The organism is Nocardia sp. NPDC101769 (assembly GCF_044766925.1).
GTDB lineage: Bacteria > Actinomycetota > Actinomycetes > Mycobacteriales > Mycobacteriaceae > Nocardia.
The window spans coordinates 1-22,765 of sequence record NZ_JBIWMX010000060.1 but is presented as its reverse complement, the minus strand read 5'-3'; the positions used below and the strand labels follow the sequence as shown (position 1 = coordinate 22,765).

Below are 22,765 nucleotides of genomic sequence, written 5' to 3'. Positions count from 1 at the left end.
GAGAACAGCTGGCGGGCACGGCTTTCGCCCCACTACGTCCCGATCCTGTGGCTTATCGCATTGGTCGCCGACGGCCTGGCGGCGGGCTACCTGTACGGGCAAAACCAGCAGCTGATCAACGTGCGCCTGTCCGCGGCAACCACCGTGCAGCTCACACGGCTCACGCACATCTTCCATCTGATCGCCTGGCCGCTGGCCATCCTGAGCTGGTCCTATGCGTCGCGAGATTTGATTGCGGTGCCCCACGGACTCCGCAAGGGCAGACGCTACGACGAGGCCATACTGGCCCGGACCCGGTCACGCACCCTGCTCTGGGGCGACCTCGACTCGATGATCATTCTTGTGTTCTGGACGATCGCCGCGGGGGCGTGGATGACCATGCTCGGCATGGAAGCCGGCCTTCCGCGGCGGCTGGTGGTCCATTCGGCGGCGATCGTGCTGGTGTGCGGCGCCATCTCGGTCTCCTACACATTCTTCCTTCAGACGTTCTACATCGTCCGCTGCGTGTACCCGATCTACCTGCGCTATGGCCACACGACGGCTCGCGATGCCGCCCACCTGCGCGCACTACGACGAAGATGCACGGTCTACCTCGGCATCGCCGCATCGGTGCCCATCGTCGGCGTGCTCACCGGATTCATCAACCTCGAGCCGGCCGAGCGTCCGCTCGTCCTGAATTCGGTGCTGTGGTTGTGCGCGGTCACCGGGCTCGCCTTCGTGGCCGCGTACTGGGTGTTCCGAAAGCTGGAGGCGGACCTGCGAGCCCTCGAACGGGTCGTGGAGAAGCGATCGGGTGTCGCGGTCGTATGAGAACTCTCGAGCTTACGGACACGCCTGGCTGAACGCTTCGGCGCGAGCGGACCGCCCAGTACTATTCCGTACGCCCACCCGCACGACATGGGAGTCGCCGTGGAGTTGGACCGCCAGGCCCCTCGCGGATTCTCGCGACGCACCGTGCTGGGCGGCGCACTGACGGCGGGGTTGTCGACAGTCATCGGAGTCTCACCAGCGCGGGCCGCACCGGTTTCCCAGCCACGCTCGCGTGTGGCAATTCTCGGCGGTGGGGTCGCCGGTCTCACCGCCGCGCACGAACTGATCGAACGCGGCTTCGAAGTGACCGTATACGAGCGCAGGGCGCTCGGCGGAAAAGCCCGCAGCATCGCCGTGCCCGGAACCGAGACGCCCGGTCGCGCGCCCCTGCCCGGTGAACACGGATTCCGATTCTTCCCGGGCTTCTACCACAACCTGCCCGACACCATGCGGCGCATCGCGTTTCCTGAAAACCCGAACGGAGTCTGGGACAACCTGGTCAACGCCCGACAGGTGAAGCTGTCGCGGCAAGGCGGCCCGGACATCACGGTGCCGGGACCCCGCGATCTGTCCTCGATCACACCCGACGATCTACGCGAGTCCCTCGCCGCCGCAGCCCGGGAAGCTGTCGAACTACCCGGATCAGAGTCGTCGTACTGGGCCGGGCGCATGCTGGTGTACCTCACCAGTTCCGAAGCCCGCCGCCTCGGGCAATGGGAGAAAATACCGTGGACGAGCTTCATCGGCGCGGACACCCGATCGCCGGAATACCGGACGCTGCTGTCCAGGCTGCCCACCAGAAGTCTGGTTGCTGCCAAGGCGGACCTGGCCAGTACCCGGACGATCGGCGGCATCAGCGAGGCGTTCTTCAACCTCACGCTGGGCCGGGGCAAGGACGGTGAGGCAGACCGGGTGCTGAATGGCCCGACCAACGAGGCGTGGATCGACCCGTGGGTGCGCCAGCTCACCGATCTCGGCGTCCGATTCGCGGTGCCGGCGACGGTGACCGGGTTGGATATGCGCGGCGGTCGGATCGCGACCGCCACTGTGGCCGATCAGACCGGTTACGAGACTCCGATCGAGGCGGACCATTTCATCTGCGCGCTGCCGGCGGAGAAAGCCCGCCGACTATGGACGCCGGAGATTCTGACCATCGATCCCGGGCTCGCCGCGATGGACAACCTGTTCGTCGATTGGATGAACGGGATCCAGTTCTACCTTCGGCGCCCGGCCACGCTGTGCGAGGGACACATCGCCTTCGTCGATTCACCGTGGGCACTGACCGCGCTGTCGCAAAACCAATTCTGGGCTCGCAGTCTCGGCGACCACTACGGCGATGGCGCAGTACAAGATTGCCTGTCGGTCGACATCTCGGACTGGGAAACCCCCGGGATGCTGTACGGCAAACCTGCCAAGCAATGCAACCCCGACGAGGTCGCCCGGGAGGCATGGGCGCAGATCGGCGCGCACGTCAACGACACGCGGATGCTACTGCCAGACGACGACCTGCATTCCTGGTTCCTCGACCCGGGTATCGCCTGGCATCCCGACCCCGGACTCAACACCAACGATGATCCGCTGCTCATCAACACCGCCGGCTCCTGGCAGGACCGGCCGAACCCGCGGACAGCGATTGCGAACCTCTTCCTCGCCGGGGACTACGTGCGGACGAACGTCGATCTGGCGACCATGGAGGGCGCCAACGAATCCGCCCGGGCGGCAGTGAATTCCCTGCTGGACGCCACGGGATCAAATGCCGAGCGCTGTGACATCCACCCCCTCTATCAGGCCCCCGAGCTCGAGCCGCTGCGTGGGATCGACGAACAGCGCTACCGCGAAGGACTACCCAACGTGTTCGATATCGGGTAACCAGGTCGGCAGCATCGCCGCCCGCCTATCCAGATGCATTGCCTCAGGAGGCCGGTGCGCCAGACAAGACCCAATTATCTGCGTGTCGACCTGGGCAAATGTCGTGCTACCAGGCCGCTGACCCCGCGAATTATCTGCAGGAGCGGCGGAACACGCGCCCTACCGTGACTTTTCGGCCAGGTGGACCTCATGGGCCTGGTCCGTGCGGGATCAGTCGGTTGGACGCGGTGGTTGGTGGTCGGCGGGGTGTTGGTGTCCGGTCACCGGAACCGTTTGAGGTAGTCCTGCCAGTTCCAGGTCGACAGGAAGGTAAGCGCGGCCTGGTAGCCGTTGGTGTAGAGCGCCCGGGTTTCGGCCGGGGTGATCTCGAAGTCGACGACGCCGACCTCGGTCGAGTCGACCCGGATAGCGCGGGCAGCGACCCAGGGCTGGTTGAGGTAGGTCTGATCCCGGCCGACCAGGATGGTGGAGATCATCTGCTCCAGTAGGTGCAGTGCCCCTGGTTGCGGCAACCGCAGCAGCGGTATGACCTTGTCGTCACCGGCGGGCAGGTTGGGCAGCAGCGTGACACCGAAGGTGGGCCAGCGCGGGGGCTTTCCGTCGGTGCGGTCGAGCGAGTCGATCGGGAAGTTCGACAGCAGTCCACCGTCCAGCAGCGTCGAGGTCACCTTCGTCGTGGTGTTTTCCAGCGGGACCGATCGGAAGAAGAAGGGGATGGACATCGACGCGCGGACGGCGTCTGCCACCGACTGCTCGTCGGGGTCCAGGCCGTAGACGGATCGGTAGTCCCAGGGCAGCCGCACCAGCTGGCCCAGCGTGACATCGGAAACGGTGACGACCAGCTTGTATCGGCGCTCGGGCGGCAGGTCCTCATCTTTGATCTTCAGGTCACCGAAGGTGTGGATGTTCAGATCGGCCAGCTGACTGCGGACCCAGTCGTGGGCGTAGTCGCCCTTGAAGATGCCATTGCCCAGGAGCAGTTCCAGCCCCGGTCCGGCGAATGGGATCCGCCCCAGCGGCGTCGGGTCGAGGAACTTTCGGTAGTCCATGCCCAGCGCGACCTCTTTCAGCGCCTGGCCGGTCAGCCCGGCGGCAACGATCGACCCGACGACCGCGCCGGCTGAGGTGCCCGACACCCTGTTCAGGGTGTATCCGGCCTCGGTCAGCGCCACGGCAGCCCCGACGAGTCCGATGCCCTTGACTCCGCCACCCTCGAGGACAAGGTCAGCCCGCAGCACCTGATCGGCCTCGGTCACAGGCTGATCGCGTCATCCAGACGCAGCATCTGCGTGTCGCCGCTGATCCCGCCGAGTATCCGGCTGCCCAGTCCGAACACCGCAATCACGATGCCGTCGAATTCAGCCGCCAGGTGCACCTGCCCTTCGAAGCCGCAGCGCTGCTGTACTCAGTGCACGCGCCCCGGCCCAGGGTGCCCGGACCCGGCGCACAGGTGGCGATCGCGGCCGACATGCAGCGGTAACTCATAGCGGTTCAGGGTGATGCCGAACGCCTCGTTCATCTGCGCCGCAGTGCATGTGACTACCACGATCGCGCTCGCGGCATTGCTCTCCTCGACGCTGATTCCGTGTGCGACCGTGAACGACTCGACTGCGGAGATGTCGGCGGGATCAGCACCATGAATGGCCGCGAACTCCTCGACGGTTGGACGCCTGCACTGACCTGGAGACGTGCGACCCCAGTAGTCAAGGCTCGGCACCGGCTGGCCGTCCGGCCGCGTGCGCAACACGAAAGTGACAGAAAGCAGCTGGTCAGGGCCGAGTTCTCCAAGGAGCCTAGCTTCAGGAGGAAGCACCCGATCACTGTTAGCGAGAGCCATACGGTTGGACCGAGGTGGCATTTATTGAACCTCCCTGCGAAAGCCAACAGGTCCATCGTGCGCAGCGCGTCGCCATCGACGCCCTATCCAGGCTTCGCAACGACCTCCCCATCGCCTTCTGCATCCTGCTGCTCTGCCTCGGTGGGTGGGTCGGCGTGGTTGACGATAGCGAGGATCTTGTCGGTCGGGGCGTATCGAGCGGTCACGATTTGGAGGCAGCGGTGCAGATCGGGGGCCCTCCTGCTGGAAGGCCCGTGAGGTCCACCTGGTCGAAAGGTCACAGTAGGCCGGGTGTTCCGCCGCACCGCAGATAATTCGCGGAATCAACGGCCTGGTGGCACGACATTTCCCAGGTCGACACCGCAGATACCGCAGGTAATTAGGTCTTGTCTGCGGTAACGCACTACCGAGACTTTCTCGAATGCGGGCACTCCAATCGCGAAAACTATTGCCTTGCAGGCAGTTCGACTGCGGCAGCACCGCTACCGTGACTTTTCGGCCGTATGGACCTCGCGGGCCGACTCCCCCGAAACCTGGCCCCCGATCCCCCACCCAGACCCGCTGCGGCAGCTCCCAAGACATCGCCGCAGCCTATGGACCTGAGCCCTTCATATTCCCCCCGTAGGGCCACGCAGCGGTCGCTGCGTGCACCGGGGCGGACACCCGGACGCCGGTCCCTGGTTCCCTCCGCTGGACCGTGATCGACGTCTTGTCTCCCTCCTCGCTGAACACAAGGTGTTCACCACCGACCAGATCGCCGCCCTCGAATTCGCCTCCGTCCGCCGCGCTCGTGTTCCATAGCAACCGTGGTTACATTCCCGGAGTGGATTGGACCCGTCAGTGCAGGAGTGGACCCAGAATCCCCGCTGCGACTACGACATACGGTTCCTTGATCTTGAAGCGCCACAGTATTGCGAGCGTGACAAGGGCGATGGCGGCGGTGATCCAGTCGGTGACTGCTTGGCGGGTGAGTACGACGACTGCTCCGGAGAGCGCGCCCGCAGCAGCCGACGTGGCACCGGTGACGAAGGCGCGGATCTGCGGGTTGTCGCGGTGGCGGATGAACCAGCGGCCGGGAACCACGACGCCGAGGTAGATCGGGATGAAGATGGCGATGGTCGAGACGATCGCGCCCGTTGTGCCGCCGACGAGGTAGCCGATGAATCCGGCGGTGATGACGACCGGGCCGGGGGTGATCAGGCCCATGGCGACGGCGTCGAGGAATTGACCGTCGGTGAGCCAATGGTGTTGGTGGACAACGCCGTCGCGCAGGAAGGGCACGATGGCGAGACCGGAGCCGAAGACCACGGCACCGGTCTTGAGGAAGAACAGGCCGAGGGCGGTCAAGGTTCCGCCGCCGACGAGTGCTCCGAGGCCGATCAGCATTGGCATCGGGTGGGATCGACCTTCGTCCGCACGGTCTTCGGGCGGTGATTCGGGGTCGCCGGCGGTGGATCGCGATTTGCGGCGGCGCAGCGCCTTCAGGTCGGGGCGAGCGTCGAGCGCGATCATCATCAGGCCCGCGCCGATGATGACGAGGATCGGTTCGGTGCCGGTGATCGCGGTGAGCGCGAAGACCAATGCGCTGATCGACCACAACCGCCAGTCCTTGCGGTCGGTCATTTTCACCAGATTGATCGCTGCCAGGGTGATGATGGCCATGACCGCGGGGGCGATGCCGTAGAACAGCGACTGCACCACCGGGAGGCCGGAGTAGCGGGAGTAGATCGCACCGACGGCTACCACCATCGCGAAGGACGGGGCGACGAACGCTCCGGCCACGGCGGCGGCCCCCAACGCGCCCCGTCGCAGGAACCCGACCCACATCGCGACCTGGGCGGCGAGCGGGCTGGGCATGGCCTGCCCGAGCGCGACGCCGTCGAGGAAGTCCTTTCGATCCATCCAGCCGCGCTTCTCCACCAGGTCGCGCTGCATGTAGCCGACAACGGCGATCGGCCCGCCGAAGCCCACCGTGCCCAGTTTCAGGAAGTAGGCCAGAACCCGGCCGAATCCAACCCTGTCCATCCTCGCGGCCTCGGTACCACCGTCCTGGTCCGCCCGCGATCCCGCTTCATCCACATCGGGAATGTAACCACGGTTTCAATGGAATACAACCGTGGTTACATTCACAGCAGCCGATTGATCCGGGGGGGTTCCCATGGAACGGACTGTGCTCTTCGTTTGCTCGCACGGGGCGGCCAAGAATCACCTCGCTGCCGCGTTCTTTACCAGCGCCGTCGGGGCGGACTGGCTCGCCATATCTGCCGGGCTTGAGCCGCGAGAGAACGTCAGCGAACACGCCGTGCGTCTAATGGACGCCGATCCTGCGGGCGTGCTGCTGGATCGGGCCGTCCCGCGGTCACTGGCCGGGTTGTCCGTCGACCTTGTCGTGGCGATCGACTGCGATGTACCGGGAGCGCGGCGGTGGGATCTGGCCGCATTGCGGCCCAGAGAACAGGCTCGGGACGAATAACGTACGCGGAGCATCGAACTCGTCCGTGACCTGTCGGATCGCTCCGGCTCACGGTAGGTCGGCGAACCATCAGTCGTCGTCGGTGCCCGGGGCTTCGGTCCCGAAGGAATGGAAATCCTTGCCCAAGTGGACTTCCAGCTTGGTGCCGTCGGATTTGGTGACGGTCACCCCGTAGACAGCGTTGCCTTCGCCGGTTTCCTTTTCGCCCTTTCCGGCGGTTCCCGGGACGACTATGAGAGCGGCGGCGCGGGTGTGGTCGGCGTCCGGGCCGCTGACGGTGTCATCGTCATTGTCGCCGCCGAGGGCGTATCCGATGCCGACTCCCGCTGCGGCCAGCACAGCGACGGTGGCGACACCGATGCCGATCTTCTGCTTGACGTTCATCGGACCTCCCTTTCAGGCCGTAACCGTGGTTTCCGAGCGGCACGGTACGAGCGGCAGTTGAAGCCTCGATGAAGACATGTCAGGCGGGTTCGCGGCCGAGCAGGGTGGCGCGGCGGTGGAATTCGTAGAGGCCGTCGAACATCGGCCCGGTGAGTTCGAGGATGCGGTCGTCGTCGCAGATCATCGACAGCCCACGCAGCACGGTATCCAGGCCGGGAGCTTCCGGGGCGTCGTAGCGCTCGTCGTCGACGTCGGCCTCGTGCACGATCGCGGCCAGCTTCCACAGCACCGGATCCTGCAGGTCGTAGCGGCGCAGGATGGTCTCGAAGCTGCAATCCCCGTCGTGGTGGGACAGGTCGACCCCACGCATGTCGAAGCCGGTCGCGTCGGAGGGCAGCTCGCTCGGGTCGCCGATGAAGATGAACTCGGCGTCTGCGTCGATATGGCGGCGAATCAGCCAGGCGCAGGCAGCGCGGTCGATATGTATGCCCGCGCGGGTGGCCCACTTCACGAGGTCACTCGCTTCGAGCGGGAAACTTCCTGCACGGCAAGGGCTTCGACGGCGCTCACGGCCTTCTCTCGTTCGGCGGGCGGGAAGTAGTCGCGACGTTGGATGCGCCGCAGCTCGGTGCGCAGACGCCGCGCCAGTGACTGCCGCCCCGTTGTCGAAGCAGGAGCGGCGGCGGCTTCGGCGGTGATCGCGGTGTATTCAGCGGCTCGCGCGGCGGCCATGCCGGCGGCGAGCTCGCGTTCGGCAGCGAAGGTGGCGGGGCGTGCCATCCAGATCGACGCGGTCCCCCCGGCTTCGATGACTTCCTCGGCAATCCATTCGAGATGCTCACGAGTGCGCGCGTCGGCGGGTAGTGCGACGAGGCCGTCGGAGATCTGGCCGACCCCGAGGGCTTTGACTTTTCGCCAGATCGCGATGCGCCGGGTCGAGGGTTCGCGGGGGACGCGGTAGGACAGCAGCACCCACTCGCCCGGCGTGGCGGGTCTTCGGTCGAGCATCGAACCTCCCATAAGTCTCGCCGCAGGCGCGATCGACATTCTATCGTAGGTACGCAACCACGGTTTCAAGGCTCAGGGAGAGGTGGGCACAATGCGATCGATGCACATGCTGGCAATGCTGTGCGGAATCGCGCTGGTGGCCGGATGCTCCTCATCGCAAGCCCCTACACAGACCGGAGGCGACCTCCCGCTAAGAAAGGTCGGCGAAACAGCGCTGACCGGTGGCGCGGTGCGGTTCGACTACACCAGCCTCGACGCCGGCCGTGGCCTGCTGTTCCTCGCGCACATGGGAGCGGGCCAGGTGATCGAGGTCGATATCCACTCGCACACGGTGGTTCGCACCATCCCTGACACTCCGGACGTGCACGGGGTGCTCGTCGTGCCGGACAAGCATCGCGTGTACGCCACGGCGACCGGCCGCAATCAGCTGGTCGCCTTCGACGAGGACACCGGCGCGGTGCTGTTCACCGCGCCGACCGACACCTATCCCGACGGCCTGGCCTACGACCCGGTCCGCAATGCGGTCTGGACCACCAACGAACACGCGGGTACCGAGACCGTCATCGACGCCGACACCGGAAACGTCCGTGCCACAGTGCAAATGGGCGGAGAAGTCGGCAACGTCGTCTACAACCCAACCACCGACAAGATGGTCGTCGCCGTGCAAGGCCACGGCGATCTCGCCGTCGTCGCTCCCGATACGTTCACCATCACCGACCGCATCCTCACCCCCGGTTGCGACGCGCCACATGGACAAGCTCTCGATACCGCCGATCAGCTGATGTTCGTCGGTTGTGGGGGCAACGCCACCGCCGTGACGGTCGATCTCGCCAAACGCGCTGTCCTCGACCACAACAGCGTCGGGGAGACACCCGACGTGCTCGTATACGACGCCACCGCCCAACGTCTCTACGTGGCCGCCGAAAGCGGCTGGGTGTCGGTGTTCGATCGCCGTGACGGCCACACGACGGCCGCCGGAGCCAAACAACTCGCCGACGGCGCGCACACCCTCGCCGTCGACCCGAACGACCATCACAGCTTCTTCCCGATTCCCGAAGGGACCCCCGACGGCGGGCCCGCGCTGTGGGAGTTCGAACCCACCCGATAGCCGGGAAGCATCTTCATCTCGGCTCCATGAACTGCCGATAGACCTTGCCTTGCAGTCCGTCTCGGCCCGGGCGAACTGTCTCCTTCTACGACGGGAATTCTCATGCGCGCTTCTGCTGGCCGATCCGCCCGACGGATGGCGATCCTGACCGCATTGCTGGCCGTCACGGTGGCGGCGGGGTGCTCGAGCAACAGCAGCACCGGCTCCAGCACCACATCCATGAACATGCCGATGGGCGGCACCCACAAGCCGGTCGCCACCACCGACGCCGATTGGAAGCCGGTCACCGACGCCCTCGGCCGCACCGGCAAGTTCGGCGACAACAACACCGTCTACCGCATCCCGCTCGTCCGCACCGATTTGCAGGTGCAGTCCAAGAGCGTGGCCGTCAAACCCGGCCTGTCCCTGGGCGGCTACGCCGCGTTCGGCAAATACGACGACGGCACGATGGTGATGGGCGATCTGGTCGTCACCGAGGACGAGCTGGCGAAGGTCACCGACGCCCTGCACGCCAACGGTTTACAGCAGACCGCCCTGCACAAGCACCTGCTCGAGCAGTCCCCACAGATCTGGTGGACCCACATCGAAGGCATGGGCGACCCCGCCCAGCTCGGCAAGGCGCTCAAAGCTGTTCTCGACACGACCGCCATCGCGCCCGCGTCGGCTCCGCCTGCCCAGCAGCCGCCGGTCGACATCGACACCGCCGGTGTGGATGCGGCTCTGGAGCGCAAGGGAACCGCCGACGGCGGCTTGTTCAAGTACAACCTCGCCCGCGCCGAAACCATCAGCGACGACGGGCATGTCCTGCCACCGACCTTCGGTGTCACCACAGTCATCAACTTCCAGCCCGTCGGCGACGGCAAGGCCGCCATCAACGGTGACTTCGCCCTGACCGGAACCGAAGTCAACAAGGTCATCGAGGCGCTGCGCAAGGGCGGCATCGAGGTCGTCGAGGTGCACAACCACATGCTCGTCGACGACCCGCACCTGTTCTACCTGCACTACTGGGCCGTCGACGACGCGGTCACCCTCACCAAAGCATTGCGGCCTGCCCTGGACGCGACCAACCTTGCGCCCGCGAAATGATCTGCGGCCGAGCCATTTCCGGTATCTCGTGAAGTGAGGACATCGTGACAACCTTGGCCGGACCCGTGTTCAGCCATGCCCATATCCTGCTCACCGCGGCGATCACGACGGTGCTCACCGCCGGACTCGCCGCATGGCGGCTGGGCCGCGGCGCCTGGATCGACATACTCGGCACCGGCGTCGCGGCCGGTGCCGCGGTCTGGCTGTGGCGGACCAGCGCGAACATGCCGCAACTCAACGACGACGGCCTGCCAGGGTTCTCCGCCAACGATTGGCTCGCCCCGGTCCTCACCTACGTCTTCGTCTCGCTGTACGGAGTTCTGCGGCCCCCGGCCGATCGAAGGCGCTTCGAACAAACTCGAGCGCTCGCTGTCCAGACCAGCCTGGCAGTCAACGTAATCACGATCTGAGTCCGCGCCCGGCCGGGTTCGCCCGTGTGTCCGCATCGATGAACCCGGAAGCCCGACGGCCCGAGTGGCCAACGCCGTCAGGTGCCGCGCGCGACCAGTGAGACTGTGACAGCCAGCCAGCCGTCCGGATGATTGGCAGCGCTCACGCTCCCATGGTTGCGTAATGCCAGCGTGTTCACGATCGCCAGGCCGAGACCGCTGCCACCAGGGGCGCGCGCGGTATCCGCGCGGGTGCCCGCTCGAAAGCATGTGGAAGCACGCCGGATCGATGCCGGGTCCGTGATTCTCGGACAGTGATTCTCGCGGTGGAGGCGTCCACGGTGTCGACATGGATCTCGACCGGCGGACCGCCGTGCTCGAGCGCATTGTCGAGCAGATTGGTCATGATGCGATCCACGTCATCCGGGTCGGCTGCGACTGTGGCTCCCGGCGGACAGTCAAGGGTGATGTCGCTTGCCGCGATACCGTGCCGGGCGATCACCGCGCCGAGCAGTGGCCCAATTCGACCACCGCCAGCGGCGGTGGCGTGAGCATCGCCTCGAGGTCGGTGGGGGTGATGTTCGCGCGGTGGGCTGAGTCGGAGCTCAGATACTGCATCGTGGCCAGCAGAGCATTGGGTTCGACGCTGAACCAGTTGACAGGCAACCGCCATTTGCTGTCGGGGTTGGTCGATCTCGCCTGTAATCCTGGGCAGCCCCGACCTGTCGTCACCTCAACCCGATTACACGCTGCAGGGCTTCAACCCCATTACTGCTATGCCGGGACGACGACAGACCAGGGCACCGACCGAACCGCTTGACACAAAACGCCTTACGCTGATTACAGCACACTCTAGCTCATGGGTTTACCAGCGTTGATTGGCTTGACCGTTGCATGGGTATGTGACGACCGGTGCCGGATCAGGGTTCGCTCCCTGAATATCGAGGCAAAGGTTGTTCAAATAACTGCGGATCTCCGTGCCATTCCGGTACCAGGCTTGGTTGGACTGACCGTTACACGGATATGAGACGACCGGTGCCGGATCAGGGTTCGCTCCCTGAATATCGAGACAGAAACCGTTCATTCCACTACGGATCTGCTGGCCGTCCCAATACCAGGCTTGATTGGGCTGACCGTTACACGGATATGAGACAACCGGTGCCGGATCAGGGTTCGCTCCCTGAATATCGAGACAGAAACCGTTCATTCCACTACGGATCTGCACGCTGTCAGCTGACGCCGTAGACGCCACGGTCAATGCGGCAATAGCCATCAGCAATAGAATGACGGATCTACGAATGCCCTTCAGCACGTTATATTTCCCCTCCAGCTGCAGCCCCGCTGGCGACAACTCTGGAGGGAGGCTAACACAGCCACCCGGTGCCGTCTCGGCATTATCTCCTAGCCTGTGAATTGACGAAAAGTCTTGCTGCGGTATACTTTCCGCCCCTCGGAGCTGAGCGTCGAGGAACCGTCCCCGCATCACGGCGTCGAACGTGGACACATCCTCGAGGGAGTCCCACGGTGGAACTGGCCGCGCTGCAGATACCACCGCATCAACGATGTCGCCGCCTGCGCCCGGCAGTCCGGCACGCGCAGTACGACAGCTCCGCGCAGCAGCATCGGTGTCACTTTCGAGTCAATCGTGGTCGAGGTGCAGCGTACGTGGCGAGGACTGCCATCGCTCAACCGAGGCGGCGGGGCGATTCATAGCCCAGCATGCTCTTTGCTCGGCTACGTGGATGTCGAGGATCAGTGGTCGATCGATGGGAGCAGCGCTGGTCTGCTGGGTCGGCCGCGGTGTCAGGACTCGGGTTGTTCAGCATCGCAAGCACCGGACAGCGAGGTCACGATCTGCCGCTGCAGTGTCGAGGTGAGCGGCGGCGACAGTACGAAGGCGCGGCATTCGGCAAAAGCGGACGCTCCGCCGGCCTCGGATCGGCACGGCCAGTTGATCTTTGCCTGCCCCGCGCTGGCCAGTTCGGTCAGCACGGTATGCGGATGTTCTGGCACCCGGCAGTACCACCGGCCGCAGTCCCACGATCATTCTGATATCCGGGTTGCCCCACCAACCTCATCTGGCAAGGCATTAGTGTGGCCCAGGCTGAGTCTTGGTGGCGGGCGGAGCTTGAATATTGAGCGACTCGCCCCAGTCGCGGTAGGTCGTGGTGATGGTGTCAATAGCATCGCCGGACGTTGTGCGGATGACGATCCGTACGGGTAGGTCCCGCGCTCCGATCCAGATCTGTACGGTTTCTGTGACACTTTTGCCAGTTCGCGGGGCCAGGTGAACGGGCAGTGCTCGAGGCGCTTGGGTGTTGATGTCGAGGTCGTACCGCGTGGCGTCTCTGCCGTCGACGTGGTCTGCATGGGTGGCCGCGATCGTGGCGATACCGGGTAGGAAGTAGAAGTCGGTACCCAGATCGGCGAGCGGGTATTTGAAGGTGTTCGCCAACTCGGGGGAGTCCGTGGCTGCATATCTGTACCACGATCCGTCGCCGACCTGTTCTGCGTTCGTGGTCGCGAGGTACTCCGCATCTGGGAGGGTGATCGTGCGTGTGTCCCCAACGGTGGGGTTGACGCTGGAGATGCAATCCGACGCTTTGATCGGGTTCACCTGCACCTTGCAGGTCATCGTGTTCGGCTCGCCGTTGCTGTCTTGGTCCTGAACAACGGTCCAGGTCTGTTGCGAGGATGCGGCGTGGGTGAACAGCCTGTGCAGTTCGTCCATCGAGGTCACTGGTGCGGACAGGGGCGGGCTGCTGGGTCCGCATCCCGCCACCATGGCGATTGCCGCGACACCCGCAGGGCCGATGACAACCCGACGCATTTCATCTCCTCAGATCAATGTTGGGACAACCTATCTGAAGCTGTGTCGGGTCGGTTGAGGTCACCCGATCGGCGGAGCCGCGCCAGTTCCCGGCCTTCTTGCGGGGTCATCGCACGCGCCAACACCCTGGCTTCCTCGCCACGGGCACTCCCGGCAGCATCACCGGCCGAGGGGCCCACGATCAACCCGACGCCCGGATTACCCCACCAACATCATCTGATAAGGCACTGGCATCGGCAGTAGCGGACGTCCTGTGCCGCACCAGGTTCCGGGCGCCGGCGCCCCGCGCGGGCCGGTTCGGTCAGCGCGGTATGCGGCAATAGCGGACGGGCACGGGTAGGCCGTCTCGGCGAGCCCATACACGGACTATGCGGGCCATCGCTGTTCGTCTTCCGATTTGGCCCGCACAGCCGCAATTGCCTCAGGCCGGATACCAAGAGCGACAAAGGCGTGATGGCCTTGTACCCCAGGTTATGGTCCACAGGCCCGACCGGCGAACGTCAGTTGCCTTCGTTGATGATCCACTGAGCCTTTTTCATCCTTGTTCGGTCTGAAGTTCGCGGTCCTGTAGGACGTGGATGGCCTTGACGGCCTTATGCGGGCAGCAGCGCAGCTTGTGCAGCACCTTCCAGCTCTCGAGCTGCGCGTTGGCGCGCGCCGCGGCCACGCAACTTCGCGTGAGCCCGGTTGGCCTGCTTCTGCGATTCCGGCTTGTTACGCCCCTTGTAGGGCGTGTGCAGACCCTCGACACCCTGATAGCCCTTGTCCGCCAACACGATCACCCCCGCGGATCCGCTACATCAGTATCGATGTGACAGACCGGCTCGGTGAGCAAGAGGCTGCGACCAGCACGCTCCCGGGGATATGGTTCACCCAGCTCTGCGACCGTCTCCGGGCGCACTTGCATGCACCGAATCAACGCAAAGACGGCCGATTTCGCGAACTGCGGTGGGACCTACCGACCGTCGTAGTCAGTGAGCCTTTCCGAGTAGCGGTGTGTCGTGGTCAGGTGGTTCGCCGGTGTCGGTGGTGCAGCAACACCAGAGCAGCCGCGACGATCGCGCCGATGCGCCAGGGACACAGGCTGATTCGGCGTAAGGCTTTGAACCCTTTGAGCAGGGCGTTGCCGCGTTCGGCGACCGCGCGGGTTCAGTTGTGAGCCTTGTTGGCGTCGTGCTGTTGGGCGGACAACTCGCCGGCGGCCGGTTTCTTGATCGGTACTGTGATCAGGCCGGATTCGCCCTCGTAGCCCAGGTCGCCGAGCACGGCCAGATCGTCGGCGGTCCAGGTGCGCAGCGCGGGCAGCATGTCGGGGTCTCCGCGCAGGGCGGTGATGTCGTGGGTGCGGCCCGGCGTCACCGGGGAGGTCCACAGGGGCCAGCCGTCGGGGGCGGTGACGACCTGCACGTTCCCGCCATGGCAGTGATGTTTTCCCGACCACCACAGATCCACTCGTTCCCGCTTGCGTGAGGTGGCCTTCTTCGTCGCGGTGGGGCCGGGCTCGCTGCTGCGGTCGGTGCGGATGAGGGTGCCGTCCACCGAAACATGCTGGTGGCCCGCAGCTTTCGCGGCCAGCAGCGCATTGGCCAGCGAGGGTGCTTGCGTGGCGAGTACGTCGATGACTTCGTGTAGCGCGTCGTAGGCGGTGGTGCGGCCGATCGCGTTGTCCAGGGCGAGTTGTTCGACTCGGGTGCCGTCGATGAACCACCGCGGCGCCAGCACCGCCTGTTCGGTGCAGGTCAGCGCCCGCCAGCGGGTGCCCCGGTCGCGGCGGCGGGCTTCGAGCAGGCCCGAGACGTAGAACACGGTCGACTCGGGCATCGGAAGGACGGCGGTGTATGACACACTCATCGGGCGCGGAACCCCTGCGAAGTTGATCTTTGGTAGGAACAACTTCATAGCAGGGGCTCCGCGTTTCTCGTTGCGCCCCAGCGGCATTCCGCCCGTCCCACCCTCGCAGTCAACAGCCGGCTACGCCATGGCCTGACCCACTACCCGGAAAGGCTCAGTGCGTGCGGCTCAGCGCGTGCGTGCCATGTGCAGTTGGCCAGTCCCTCATATCAAGCCGAGCAGAATTACATCGACGAATACATCATCGCTCAACGCGACCCCGACCCAGATGCTCTGTGACGTCGTTGCGCGGCCTGACGCTCTCGCCACGATGCCGACCCCCGCTCGCAACCTTCGGCTCCTCACCGTCACATAATCGGCAGTTGCGGACGTTCTGCACCGCACCAGGTTTCGGCCGCCGGCGCCTCGCGCTGGCCGGTTCGGTCAGCGTGATATGCGGCAGATTAGTGCGTTCGTCGGGTGAGGTACGGATGCGTGAGCACGCCTAGGGCTCTCAGTGATCCGGTTCAGCATACAGAGAAAGAGCAGTCCACATCGATGCGAATAGATTCCGACCGGGCCATCGAGGTCATCCAGGCCGCCTTGGAATTCGACTGGAGTTGGACCGTCGCCGACCTGCCGGCCTTCGCCGAACGAGTCGGATGGCACTTGGAAGACCCCGAGCAGAATGGCCCGTCCTCACCACCAACCTCGACGTTAACCGCACCGACACCGCGGTGTATCTCGATAACGTCGGAGGGCCACGAATGTCGCGGTCTCTGTGGGGGATCTGGTTCTACAGCAGCGACGTCATCCTCGACGACCCGAGTGCGGCGCCATTGTTCGACAGCGCGTTCGACGAACTCGCCCAGCGAGTGTTCGAACTCCTGGGGCAGCGACCGACCCGGTGGTCGCAGCGCGAATCGAACCGCAGTCTGGGATGGGACTTGGAGAAAGTTCTCCTGGAACTGGCCACCGGCGGCAAGTCTGTCCGTGTCAGGCTCATCAGTCCTGCGTATCAAGCGTGGCAGGACGAGATCGACCGGCGGATCGATCCGGAACTCACTCCCGACCTCGACCCTGTCTGGCGACCGCACTGAGTGCCCTTCATGCGATGAGCGAAGACCACATGCCTGCCGACCTCAGATGGCCACGGCCAGTTGAGCTTCCGTTGCTCCGCGCTGGCCGGTTCGGTCAGCGCGGTATGCGGCAGTAGCGTGCGTTCGTCGGCATGTGTTCATGTTGCTCGATATGTGCCGCGACAGCCCTCGAACGGCCATGTGTGTCTGAGGGTGCAGGGAAGGGCTTGACCCTGACGCTGCGTCGGGGTTGCAACCTTGCTTCATGACGAAGAACAGCGCTTCCGCAGCTCGGCCCGCTCCGCCGATCGGAGGGTTCGAGGAGGTCGACAGCCGCCGGGTTTTCGTGCATCGGTTGGGCAGTGGCGGACCGGCGGTTGCGTTCCTGCCAGGGGCGGGCGCGGTGGGTCTGGATTATTTCGCTGTTCAGCAAGGGGTTTCGCGGTTCGGCACCGCCGTGGTGTACGACCGTGGGGGCAGCGGGTACAGCGATCCCGTCCCGCTGCCGCGCACCGCCGCCGCGGTCGCGACGGAACTGCACGAGTTGCTGCACGCCCAAGACCTCGTCGCCCCGTACGTCCTGGTCGCGCACTCCCTCGGCGGCGCCTACGCGCATCGGTTCACGCAGTTGTACCCGCAGGAGGTGGCCGGGCTGGTCTGGTTGGACGGCTTCCACCGCGATTGGGAAGACATCATGCCCGCTGCGGCGAGCCCGGCTGCCGACCAGCAGGCCGCACCCGGTCCCGAGCAGATCCGGCAGATGCGCCCAGCCCTACACGAGATGTTCACCGAACTGGTGGCGGACTACCCGCAACACATGCGGCAGCCGCTGACCGAGGCCCACGTCAGCGACGAATGGCTCCGGGTCGGCATCGCCGAGCGGGGCAGCTTGGTCGCACTCGCCGACGAACTGCGCGCCGGGCCGGACATTCCCGACGTACCCGTGGTCGCGCTCACCACCGAAGGCACCGACCCCGGCCCTCAGGAATCGATGCCGGAGCAGACGGTACGTGCGATACACGAGGGCATGAGGAGCATGGCCGCGGCCGTGGTGAGCACAGTGTCGTTCGGGGAACATCGCGTCGTCTCCGACGCTGGCCACCACCAACTGTGCTTCACACGCCCCGATGTCGTGGTCCAGGCGATCCGCGACGTCGTCGACCGGGTGGCTCGCACCTAAACTCGGCTACGTCACGTTTCCCGAAGACCGGAGGCAGACGGTGCTCACGATCGGCCAGCTCGCGACGATCGCCCGGGTGACCGTGCGCACCGTCCATCATTACCATCAGGTCGGCCTGTTGCCCGAGCCTGAACGTGATGCCTCCGGCTACCGCCGCTACAGCGCGCAGACGGCAGTAGATCTCGTCCGAATCAGGACTCTCGCCGCTGCCGGAGTGCCACTGGCCCGCATCGACGCGCTGCTGCACGCACAACCAACCGAATTCGCAGCTGCCATCACCGATATCGACACCGCATTACAGGCCAAGATCGATCAGCTCACCGAGCGTCGCCGCCGCATCACCGAATTGGCAAGCGGTGAAGAGCTTGTCCTGCCCCCCGAGATGATCGCCATACTGAACCGGCTGCGCAGTCTCGGAGTCAGCGAACGGACGGTCCGACTCGAGCGCGACTGGTCGATCCTGATGCAGGCATCGGACCCAAACGCGGTGCCGCAATGGATACGCGACAAGAACGCCGCCTTCGACGACCCCGAGAAGATGCGCCTGTATCTCGCATGCGATCAATCAGTCGACTGGGATCCGCACGATCCACGCGTGGATCGGCTCATCAACGACCTGGAAATCTGGGAGATCAAACACGAAGGCAACAGCAGCAGGCCAGACAACCCGACGCCAGTCTTTTCCTTGATCCTCAAGGAATCACCGGCATGGCGTCGAATCCTCGATACGCTTGCCCACCGCGCCGCGCGGCGCCGAACCGCCATGCTCGACATTTGACCGTTGATCCCGTCAGGCCCTGGCGTCACGAAGCTGCGGGTCGCTCAGGCACCTCCTACTCCGTCAGATCCGACAAGGTCGAAGTTGATCTGGGTGGACACGGCTTCGTATCCACCGAATATGGCAGACCCGGGACCGAGGACGATCAATCCGTGGCCCCTAGGCATGGGCGGTGGACACACTCAATTCGGCAATAGCGGACGTTCTGCACCGCAACAGGTTTCGGCCGCCGACGCCTCGCGCTGCCGGTTCGGTCAGCGCGGTATGCGGCCGTCCAGTGCGCTCGGCCGGCCGAGATGATCTCGGCGCGTTGATCTTCGGGCTTGCCGCGTGGCCGCTTCGAACCGCGCGACATGCGGCATTACCGTGCACTGGCGACGTTCGCTCGGCAGGCTCAGATGACGTCTGCCAGTTGATAATCCACGCACCCGCGCTGGCCGGTTCCCCTGCGCGATCAGCGGTATACGGCGTGCGATCCGCTGTGTCCGACGCGGGATCAGAGCCATCCCGAGGGTGTACCGCGACCACCGTGACCGCCAGCGGGAGCGATTGCGGAGATCCGCGCGAGATCCTCGGAGGTGAGGGTGAGATCGGCGGCGGCGATGTTCTGCGCGACCCGATAGGGATTGCGGGACCCAGGGATCGGCACGATGTAGTCACGCTGTGCGAGCACCCACGCCAAGGACAGTTGGGATAGGGTCGCGCCCTTGCGCACGGCCAGTTCGGTGAGCCGGTCGACGATTTGACTGTTGGCGTCGTAGTTGTCCGGCTTCCACCAGGGCATGTGGGCGCGGAAGTCGGTCGGGGCATAGTCACCGGCCGGTTGTGCGGTGCCGGTTAGGAACCCGCGGGCCAGTGGCGAGTAGGCGACGAACCCGATGCCGAGTTCCTCGAGCAGTTCGAAGAGTGGTTCGGCGTCGAGGGCGAAGATCGAGTATTCGGTTTGCAGCACCGAAATCGGATGCACGGCATGAGCTTTGCGGAGTATATCGGGTCCGGCTTCGGACAGGCCGAGGTATTTCACCATGCCCGCGTCGACGAACTCCGCCATGGTGCCGACCACGTCCTCGATCGGTACTGCGGGATCGACCCGGTGCTGGTAGAGCACGTCGATGTGGTCCACGCCCAGGTTGCGCAGACTGGCCTCGACCACGTCGCGGATGTGTTCGGGACGGGAGTCGGTACCGAAATCGGGAGTGAAGCCGAACTTGGTGGCGATGACGACCTCGTCGCGGAACGGTGCCAGCGCACGGCCGAGCAGCTTCTCGCCCTCGCCCCACCCGTACATCTCGGCGGTGTCGAAGAAGGTCACGCCCAGCTCATGGGCGCGGCGGATCGCGGCGATCGACTGGTCGTCGTCGCTGGCCCCATAACCGACGACGGTGCCCATCGATCCGTATCCCATCGCCGACACCGTCAGGCCCTGGTTGCCGAGTGTCCGGTGCTGCATGGCTGGCTCCTCTACATGTCAAACCAAACTGTTTGGTTTGACCATATGGCCATCGACCCCACGCGTCAAACCAAACAGTTCGGTTTTGGTAGAGTCGGCGAATGACTCCGCGCGCCGATTCGACCCGTGACCGCATCGTCGAGGCGGCCAAGGCCGAATTCGCTCGACACGGGATCGCCGGGGCCCGCATCGATCGGATCGCGAAGTCCGCCAAGACCAGCAAAGAACGCGTCTACGCCTACTTCCGCAGCAAGGAAGAGTTGTACCGATTCGTCGCAGCCCGCGAGTTGGACGCGGTCGCCGAAGCCACTCGGATGGACCCCACCGACCTACCCGGCTACGCCGGGCGAGTCCACGACTACTTCACCAGCCACCCCGACAACCTGCGCCTGATGCGGTGGGGCCAACTCGAATTCGCCGACAACGCCCCCGACGACGCCACCCGCGACATCGTGTCCCGCAAGACCGAACAGCTCCGCCAGGCTCAGCACGACGGCCACCTCGACCGATCCTGGAACCCGCTCGACATACTCATGTTCGTCAACCAACTCGCCATGGCCTGGGCCGACCACCCCGACCTCGCCACCACCCCGGCACGGCAGGCGGTATTCCTGGCCGAACGCCGCGCAGCCATCATCACAGCAGTCGAAAGACTCTTCCCCGCAACCTCTTCCGCGGACAAACGGGCGAACCCTCTCGACTAGCCCGCACGCGCCCATTTTCGGCCACATCGAACTACCCGCTCATCGGCAATAGCAGACGTTCTGCGCCGCACCAGGTTCCGGGCGCCGGCCCCACCTGAGGGTGCGACAACATCGCCATCTGCCGCTGCGAGTCACACTTTTCGGCGCACGCCGGAGTGTGATGCTGGGGTGTACCCCAAACAGACACCCTGTCATCTGAATCACCGACGCGGCCTGCGCGCGATCCGGGCGACACGCCGCCGCCAGCCCCGGCCATGCTGGCCTACCCACCCTCCCGAAACAGGATTTCCAAACTGTGCATGGCGCCGACGTGGCCGGCCTCGGCGGCGCGGCGCCACCAGGTTTCGGCCTCGGCGAGCTCACCACGGTCCTCGAGCAGGACACCGAGGTCGAACATGGCGGAGGTGTGGCCGGCGTCGGCGGCGCGACGGAAGAGCCCCTCGGCCATGCCGTGCAGGCCGCGGTCGTACGCCGCGACACCCGCTGCGACGGTCCCGCTCTCGGCATCTGTGGTTGCTTGCTGCCGGTACGTCTCCGGTATCGGTCGTGGTGGGTTGGTGTCGTCGACGGCGACGAGGTCGATCTCGGCGGCGCCCTTGCTCGGATCGACCGGGGTGATCCGGCGCAGAAGTCTGTCGGCGGTGTACGCCACGATCAGGCCGCCGCACAACGCCAACGCGACCGAGCAGAACAACCCGATTCGCCCCGCGAAGCGACCAACTGCTTTGCTGCGCTTCCTCACCCATACGAGCACCGCTCGATTGTGCTGGAAACACCGCCCTCATCGTCCGAAGATTCGCACGCGTCGCCCACCCGGTTGACCGACGAGCTTCCGAACACCGATACCTGCGATGCCGCGGACGTCCCGGCGGAAGTGCGGGCGTTCGTCAGATCATCGTTTTTCGAACGCTTCGATGCGGTGAAACGCGTGCTCGACCGATGGCCACGGTCGGTGGCTTCTGGGAGATGCCGTTGTCCCAGTCGAAGGCGGGCTTCGGATCCCACTGCCGGGGCCGCTCGAAAGAGACAGCGCTGGTGCCGAAGTCAGCGTCGTGGAAGTCCATGGCACTGCCAACGGCGCCCCGCGCCGGGCGGGGCAGGCCCCGGGAGTACTGCAGCGCCCGCTGCCGGCAGCGGGCCTACCGCAAACGGAAACGCGCGCAGCTCATGGGGCTTCGTTCCGATTCGCGCTGAACGCTTCTCGCTCTTCTGCGGAATTCCGGAGTCGCCCGCGCGGGCGAGCCCTTCGCGCGACGGAATCGCCTGGCGGCCCACCTCTGCGGCACCGGCATTAGCGCTACTTTTCACGCCGATGTTCCTCATGCCCCGTCTCTCGTGGCTGGCCCAACGGACCTTCACATGCAGATGGACCAGGGCTGAGCCATCCAGCGAAAGCCCTGTGATCAGCCTGATCCGGGCACAGGCTTGACATGGATAGCTAATCTGATTAGCTTTTTGGCTATCAGCTTTAGCTACTCACTCCGCAGGAGTTTGGACATGACCGAGTACCTGACCGTCGACGGTGGACAGATCGCCTACGATGTGGCCGGCGAGGGCCCACTGGTGGTGTTGTCGCACGGCATCGGCGACCGCCGGCAGGCCTACCGGGCCCTGGTGCCGCAACTGGTCGCCGCGGGCTACCGGGTCGCGAACGCCGATATCCGTGGCCACGGCGAATCGAGCATGAACTGGACCTCACACGACGGCAGCACCGCCATCTCCCGCACCGATGTCGCAGGCGACCTACTCGCCCTCATCCGCCACCTGGGCGGGCCCGCTGTGATCGTCGGACACTCGATCTCCGGCGGTGCGGCCACCATCGCCGCCGCGCGGGCACCCGAACTCGTCAGCGGCGTCGTCGAGCTCAACCCGTTCACCAAGTTGCAGACCATGGCCGTGGGCGCCATGTTCACCGTCGCCCGCTACCGCCGCGGGATGACCCGTTTGATG

General features: G+C 65.1%; 23 protein-coding genes and 4 pseudogenes. 13 read left to right on the top strand and 14 right to left on the bottom strand.

The window, feature by feature from the left end:
- A pseudogene (locus ACIRRA_RS43145) lies at positions 1–810 on the top strand (serine/threonine protein kinase); the annotation flags it as partial.
- 234 nt (positions 811–1,044) lie between these two features.
- On the top strand, positions 1,045–2,679 hold the full coding sequence (locus ACIRRA_RS43140) for an FAD-dependent oxidoreductase (RefSeq protein ID WP_402780964.1): 1,635 nt from the start codon (positions 1,045–1,047) through the stop codon (positions 2,677–2,679).
- A gap of 260 nt (positions 2,680–2,939) precedes the next feature.
- On the opposite strand, the gene ACIRRA_RS43135 is transcribed toward ACIRRA_RS43140, so the two are convergent.
- The 4 genes from ACIRRA_RS43135 to chrA all read right to left on the bottom strand — a co-directional run bounded on the left by ACIRRA_RS43135 (position 2,940) and on the right by chrA (position 6,595).
- Complete coding sequence (locus ACIRRA_RS43135) at positions 2,940–3,935, bottom strand: patatin-like phospholipase family protein (protein ID WP_402780961.1); 996 nt, start codon at positions 3,933–3,935, stop codon at positions 2,940–2,942.
- Entirely contained in the window at positions 3,932–4,054 is a 123-nt protein-coding gene (locus tag ACIRRA_RS43130) for a hypothetical protein (protein ID WP_402780958.1), read from the bottom strand. The genes ACIRRA_RS43135 and ACIRRA_RS43130 overlap by 4 nt, the downstream gene beginning before the upstream one ends.
- Before the next feature lie 30 nt (positions 4,055–4,084).
- The gene (locus ACIRRA_RS43125) at positions 4,085–4,426 is read right to left on the bottom strand and encodes a protease pro-enzyme activation domain-containing protein (protein ID WP_402780955.1); all 342 of its coding nucleotides are present in this window, start codon (positions 4,424–4,426) and stop codon (positions 4,085–4,087) included.
- Positions 4,427–5,353: 927 nt separating this feature from the next.
- Complete coding sequence (gene chrA / locus ACIRRA_RS43120) at positions 5,354–6,595, bottom strand: chromate efflux transporter (protein WP_402780952.1); 1,242 nt, start codon at positions 6,593–6,595, stop codon at positions 5,354–5,356.
- A 232-nt stretch (positions 6,596–6,827) separates the two neighbouring features.
- On the opposite strand from chrA, the gene ACIRRA_RS43115 reads away from it, so the two are divergent.
- Complete coding sequence (locus tag ACIRRA_RS43115; RefSeq protein WP_402780949.1) at positions 6,828–6,989, top strand: hypothetical protein; 162 nt, start codon at positions 6,828–6,830, stop codon at positions 6,987–6,989.
- A gap of 69 nt (positions 6,990–7,058) precedes the next feature.
- Here the strand turns inward: ACIRRA_RS43115 and ACIRRA_RS43110 are convergent, their stop codons facing one another.
- From ACIRRA_RS43110 to ACIRRA_RS43100, 3 genes are all read right to left on the bottom strand, one after another.
- Positions 7,059–7,373, bottom strand: a complete 315-nt coding sequence (locus tag ACIRRA_RS43110) for a hypothetical protein (protein ID WP_402780946.1) — start codon at positions 7,371–7,373, stop codon at positions 7,059–7,061.
- A 79-nt stretch (positions 7,374–7,452) separates the two neighbouring features.
- Positions 7,453–7,884, bottom strand: a complete 432-nt coding sequence (locus ACIRRA_RS43105) for a chromate resistance protein ChrB domain-containing protein (RefSeq protein WP_402780943.1) — start codon at positions 7,882–7,884, stop codon at positions 7,453–7,455.
- Entirely contained in the window at positions 7,881–8,381 is a 501-nt protein-coding gene (locus ACIRRA_RS43100; RefSeq protein WP_402780940.1) for a Chromate resistance protein ChrB, read from the bottom strand. Before ACIRRA_RS43100 ends, ACIRRA_RS43105 begins: the two co-directional genes overlap by 4 nt.
- A 100-nt stretch (positions 8,382–8,481) precedes the next feature.
- On the opposite strand from ACIRRA_RS43100, the gene ACIRRA_RS43095 reads away from it, so the two are divergent.
- From ACIRRA_RS43095 to ACIRRA_RS43080, 4 genes are all read left to right on the top strand, one after another.
- On the top strand, positions 8,482–9,489 hold the full coding sequence (locus tag ACIRRA_RS43095) for a YncE family protein (RefSeq protein WP_402780937.1): 1,008 nt from the start codon (positions 8,482–8,484) through the stop codon (positions 9,487–9,489).
- A gap of 135 nt (positions 9,490–9,624) precedes the next feature.
- Positions 9,625–10,575 carry a DUF1259 domain-containing protein gene (locus tag ACIRRA_RS43090; RefSeq protein WP_402780934.1) on the top strand — a complete coding sequence of 317 codons (951 nt, stop codon included), beginning with the start codon at positions 9,625–9,627 and terminating at the stop codon, positions 10,573–10,575.
- 44 nt (positions 10,576–10,619) lie between these two features.
- The gene (locus tag ACIRRA_RS43085) at positions 10,620–10,985 is read left to right on the top strand and encodes a hypothetical protein (protein ID WP_402780931.1); all 366 of its coding nucleotides are present in this window, start codon (positions 10,620–10,622) and stop codon (positions 10,983–10,985) included.
- Positions 10,986–11,313: 328 nt separating this feature from the next.
- Entirely contained in the window at positions 11,314–11,784 is a 471-nt protein-coding gene (locus ACIRRA_RS43080; protein WP_402780928.1) for a hypothetical protein, read from the top strand.
- A gap of 45 nt (positions 11,785–11,829) precedes the next feature.
- Here the strand turns inward: ACIRRA_RS43080 and ACIRRA_RS43075 are convergent, their stop codons facing one another.
- From ACIRRA_RS43075 to ACIRRA_RS43060, 4 genes and pseudogenes are all read right to left on the bottom strand, one after another.
- On the bottom strand, positions 11,830–12,276 hold the full coding sequence (locus tag ACIRRA_RS43075) for an RICIN domain-containing protein (RefSeq protein WP_402780925.1): 447 nt from the start codon (positions 12,274–12,276) through the stop codon (positions 11,830–11,832).
- Between the two features lie 491 nt (positions 12,277–12,767).
- Positions 12,768–12,956, bottom strand: a complete 189-nt coding sequence (locus tag ACIRRA_RS43070; protein WP_402780922.1) for a hypothetical protein — start codon at positions 12,954–12,956, stop codon at positions 12,768–12,770.
- Positions 12,957–13,053: 97 nt separating this feature from the next.
- Positions 13,054–13,794, bottom strand: coding sequence for a hypothetical protein (locus ACIRRA_RS43065; RefSeq protein WP_402780919.1), 741 nt, complete (start codon positions 13,792–13,794; stop codon positions 13,054–13,056).
- A gap of 535 nt (positions 13,795–14,329) precedes the next feature.
- A pseudogene (locus tag ACIRRA_RS43060) lies at positions 14,330–14,582 on the bottom strand (transposase family protein); the annotation flags it as partial.
- Between ACIRRA_RS43060 and ACIRRA_RS43055 the strand changes: the two are divergent.
- Positions 14,498–14,758, top strand: a pseudogene (locus tag ACIRRA_RS43055) (DUF6301 family protein); the annotation flags it as partial. The pseudogenes ACIRRA_RS43060 and ACIRRA_RS43055 sit on opposite strands and share 85 nt — an antisense overlap.
- A 41-nt stretch (positions 14,759–14,799) precedes the next feature.
- On the opposite strand, the pseudogene ACIRRA_RS43050 reads toward ACIRRA_RS43055, so the two are convergent.
- Positions 14,800–15,645, bottom strand: a pseudogene (locus ACIRRA_RS43050) (transposase family protein).
- Between the two features lie 537 nt (positions 15,646–16,182).
- Between ACIRRA_RS43050 and ACIRRA_RS43045 the strand changes: the two are divergent.
- The 3 genes from ACIRRA_RS43045 to ACIRRA_RS43035 all read left to right on the top strand — a co-directional run bounded on the left by ACIRRA_RS43045 (position 16,183) and on the right by ACIRRA_RS43035 (position 18,661).
- The gene (locus ACIRRA_RS43045; RefSeq protein WP_402780967.1) at positions 16,183–16,788 is read left to right on the top strand and encodes a DUF6301 family protein; all 606 of its coding nucleotides are present in this window, start codon (positions 16,183–16,185) and stop codon (positions 16,786–16,788) included.
- Between the two features lie 180 nt (positions 16,789–16,968).
- On the top strand, positions 16,969–17,883 hold the full coding sequence (locus ACIRRA_RS43040; RefSeq protein WP_402780916.1) for an alpha/beta fold hydrolase: 915 nt from the start codon (positions 16,969–16,971) through the stop codon (positions 17,881–17,883).
- A gap of 40 nt (positions 17,884–17,923) precedes the next feature.
- A complete protein-coding gene (locus tag ACIRRA_RS43035; RefSeq protein ID WP_402780913.1) occupies positions 17,924–18,661 on the top strand; it encodes a MerR family transcriptional regulator in 738 nt (245 codons plus the stop codon).
- A 496-nt stretch (positions 18,662–19,157) separates the two neighbouring features.
- Here ACIRRA_RS43035 and ACIRRA_RS43030 read toward each other — a convergent pair whose 3' ends face one another.
- Positions 19,158–20,111 carry an aldo/keto reductase gene (locus tag ACIRRA_RS43030; RefSeq protein WP_402780910.1) on the bottom strand — a complete coding sequence of 318 codons (954 nt, stop codon included), beginning with the start codon at positions 20,109–20,111 and terminating at the stop codon, positions 19,158–19,160.
- A 101-nt stretch (positions 20,112–20,212) separates the two neighbouring features.
- Here ACIRRA_RS43030 and ACIRRA_RS43025 point away from each other — a divergent pair, with 101 nt between their 5' ends.
- Positions 20,213–20,815, top strand: coding sequence for a TetR family transcriptional regulator (locus ACIRRA_RS43025; RefSeq protein WP_402780907.1), 603 nt, complete (start codon positions 20,213–20,215; stop codon positions 20,813–20,815).
- A 262-nt stretch (positions 20,816–21,077) separates the two neighbouring features.
- Here ACIRRA_RS43025 and ACIRRA_RS43020 read toward each other — a convergent pair whose 3' ends face one another.
- Positions 21,078–21,569, bottom strand: a complete 492-nt coding sequence (locus ACIRRA_RS43020) for a tetratricopeptide repeat protein (RefSeq protein ID WP_402780904.1) — start codon at positions 21,567–21,569, stop codon at positions 21,078–21,080.
- A gap of 743 nt (positions 21,570–22,312) precedes the next feature.
- Between ACIRRA_RS43020 and ACIRRA_RS43015 the strand changes: the two genes are divergently transcribed.
- The coding region (locus tag ACIRRA_RS43015) for an alpha/beta fold hydrolase (RefSeq protein WP_402780901.1) at positions 22,313–22,765 on the top strand (453 nt) is incomplete at its 3' end.

Excerpts from the sequence above, each read along its gene's own strand:
- ACIRRA_RS43045 (WP_402780967.1), top strand. The coding sequence starts at position 16,183 with ATGCGAATAGATTCCGACCGGGCCATCGAGGTCATCCAGGCCGCCTTG.
- ACIRRA_RS43090 (WP_402780934.1), top strand. The coding sequence starts at position 9,625 with ATGGCGATCCTGACCGCATTGCTGGCCGTCACGGTGGCGGCGGGGTGC.
- ACIRRA_RS43025 (WP_402780907.1), top strand. The coding sequence starts at position 20,213 with ATGACTCCGCGCGCCGATTCGACCCGTGACCGCATCGTCGAGGCGGCC.
- ACIRRA_RS43080 (WP_402780928.1), top strand. The coding sequence starts at position 11,314 with ATGGATCTCGACCGGCGGACCGCCGTGCTCGAGCGCATTGTCGAGCAG.
- ACIRRA_RS43095 (WP_402780937.1), top strand. The coding sequence starts at position 8,482 with ATGCACATGCTGGCAATGCTGTGCGGAATCGCGCTGGTGGCCGGATGC.
- ACIRRA_RS43115 (WP_402780949.1), top strand. The coding sequence starts at position 6,828 with ATGGACGCCGATCCTGCGGGCGTGCTGCTGGATCGGGCCGTCCCGCGG.
- ACIRRA_RS43040 (WP_402780916.1), top strand. The coding sequence starts at position 16,969 with ATGACGAAGAACAGCGCTTCCGCAGCTCGGCCCGCTCCGCCGATCGGA.
- ACIRRA_RS43065 (WP_402780919.1), bottom strand. The coding sequence starts at position 13,794 with ATGCGTCGGGTTGTCATCGGCCCTGCGGGTGTCGCGGCAATCGCCATG.
- ACIRRA_RS43100 (WP_402780940.1), bottom strand. The coding sequence starts at position 8,381 with ATGCTCGACCGAAGACCCGCCACGCCGGGCGAGTGGGTGCTGCTGTCC.
- ACIRRA_RS43110 (WP_402780946.1), bottom strand. The coding sequence starts at position 7,373 with ATGAACGTCAAGCAGAAGATCGGCATCGGTGTCGCCACCGTCGCTGTG.
- ACIRRA_RS43030 (WP_402780910.1), bottom strand. The coding sequence starts at position 20,111 with ATGCAGCACCGGACACTCGGCAACCAGGGCCTGACGGTGTCGGCGATG.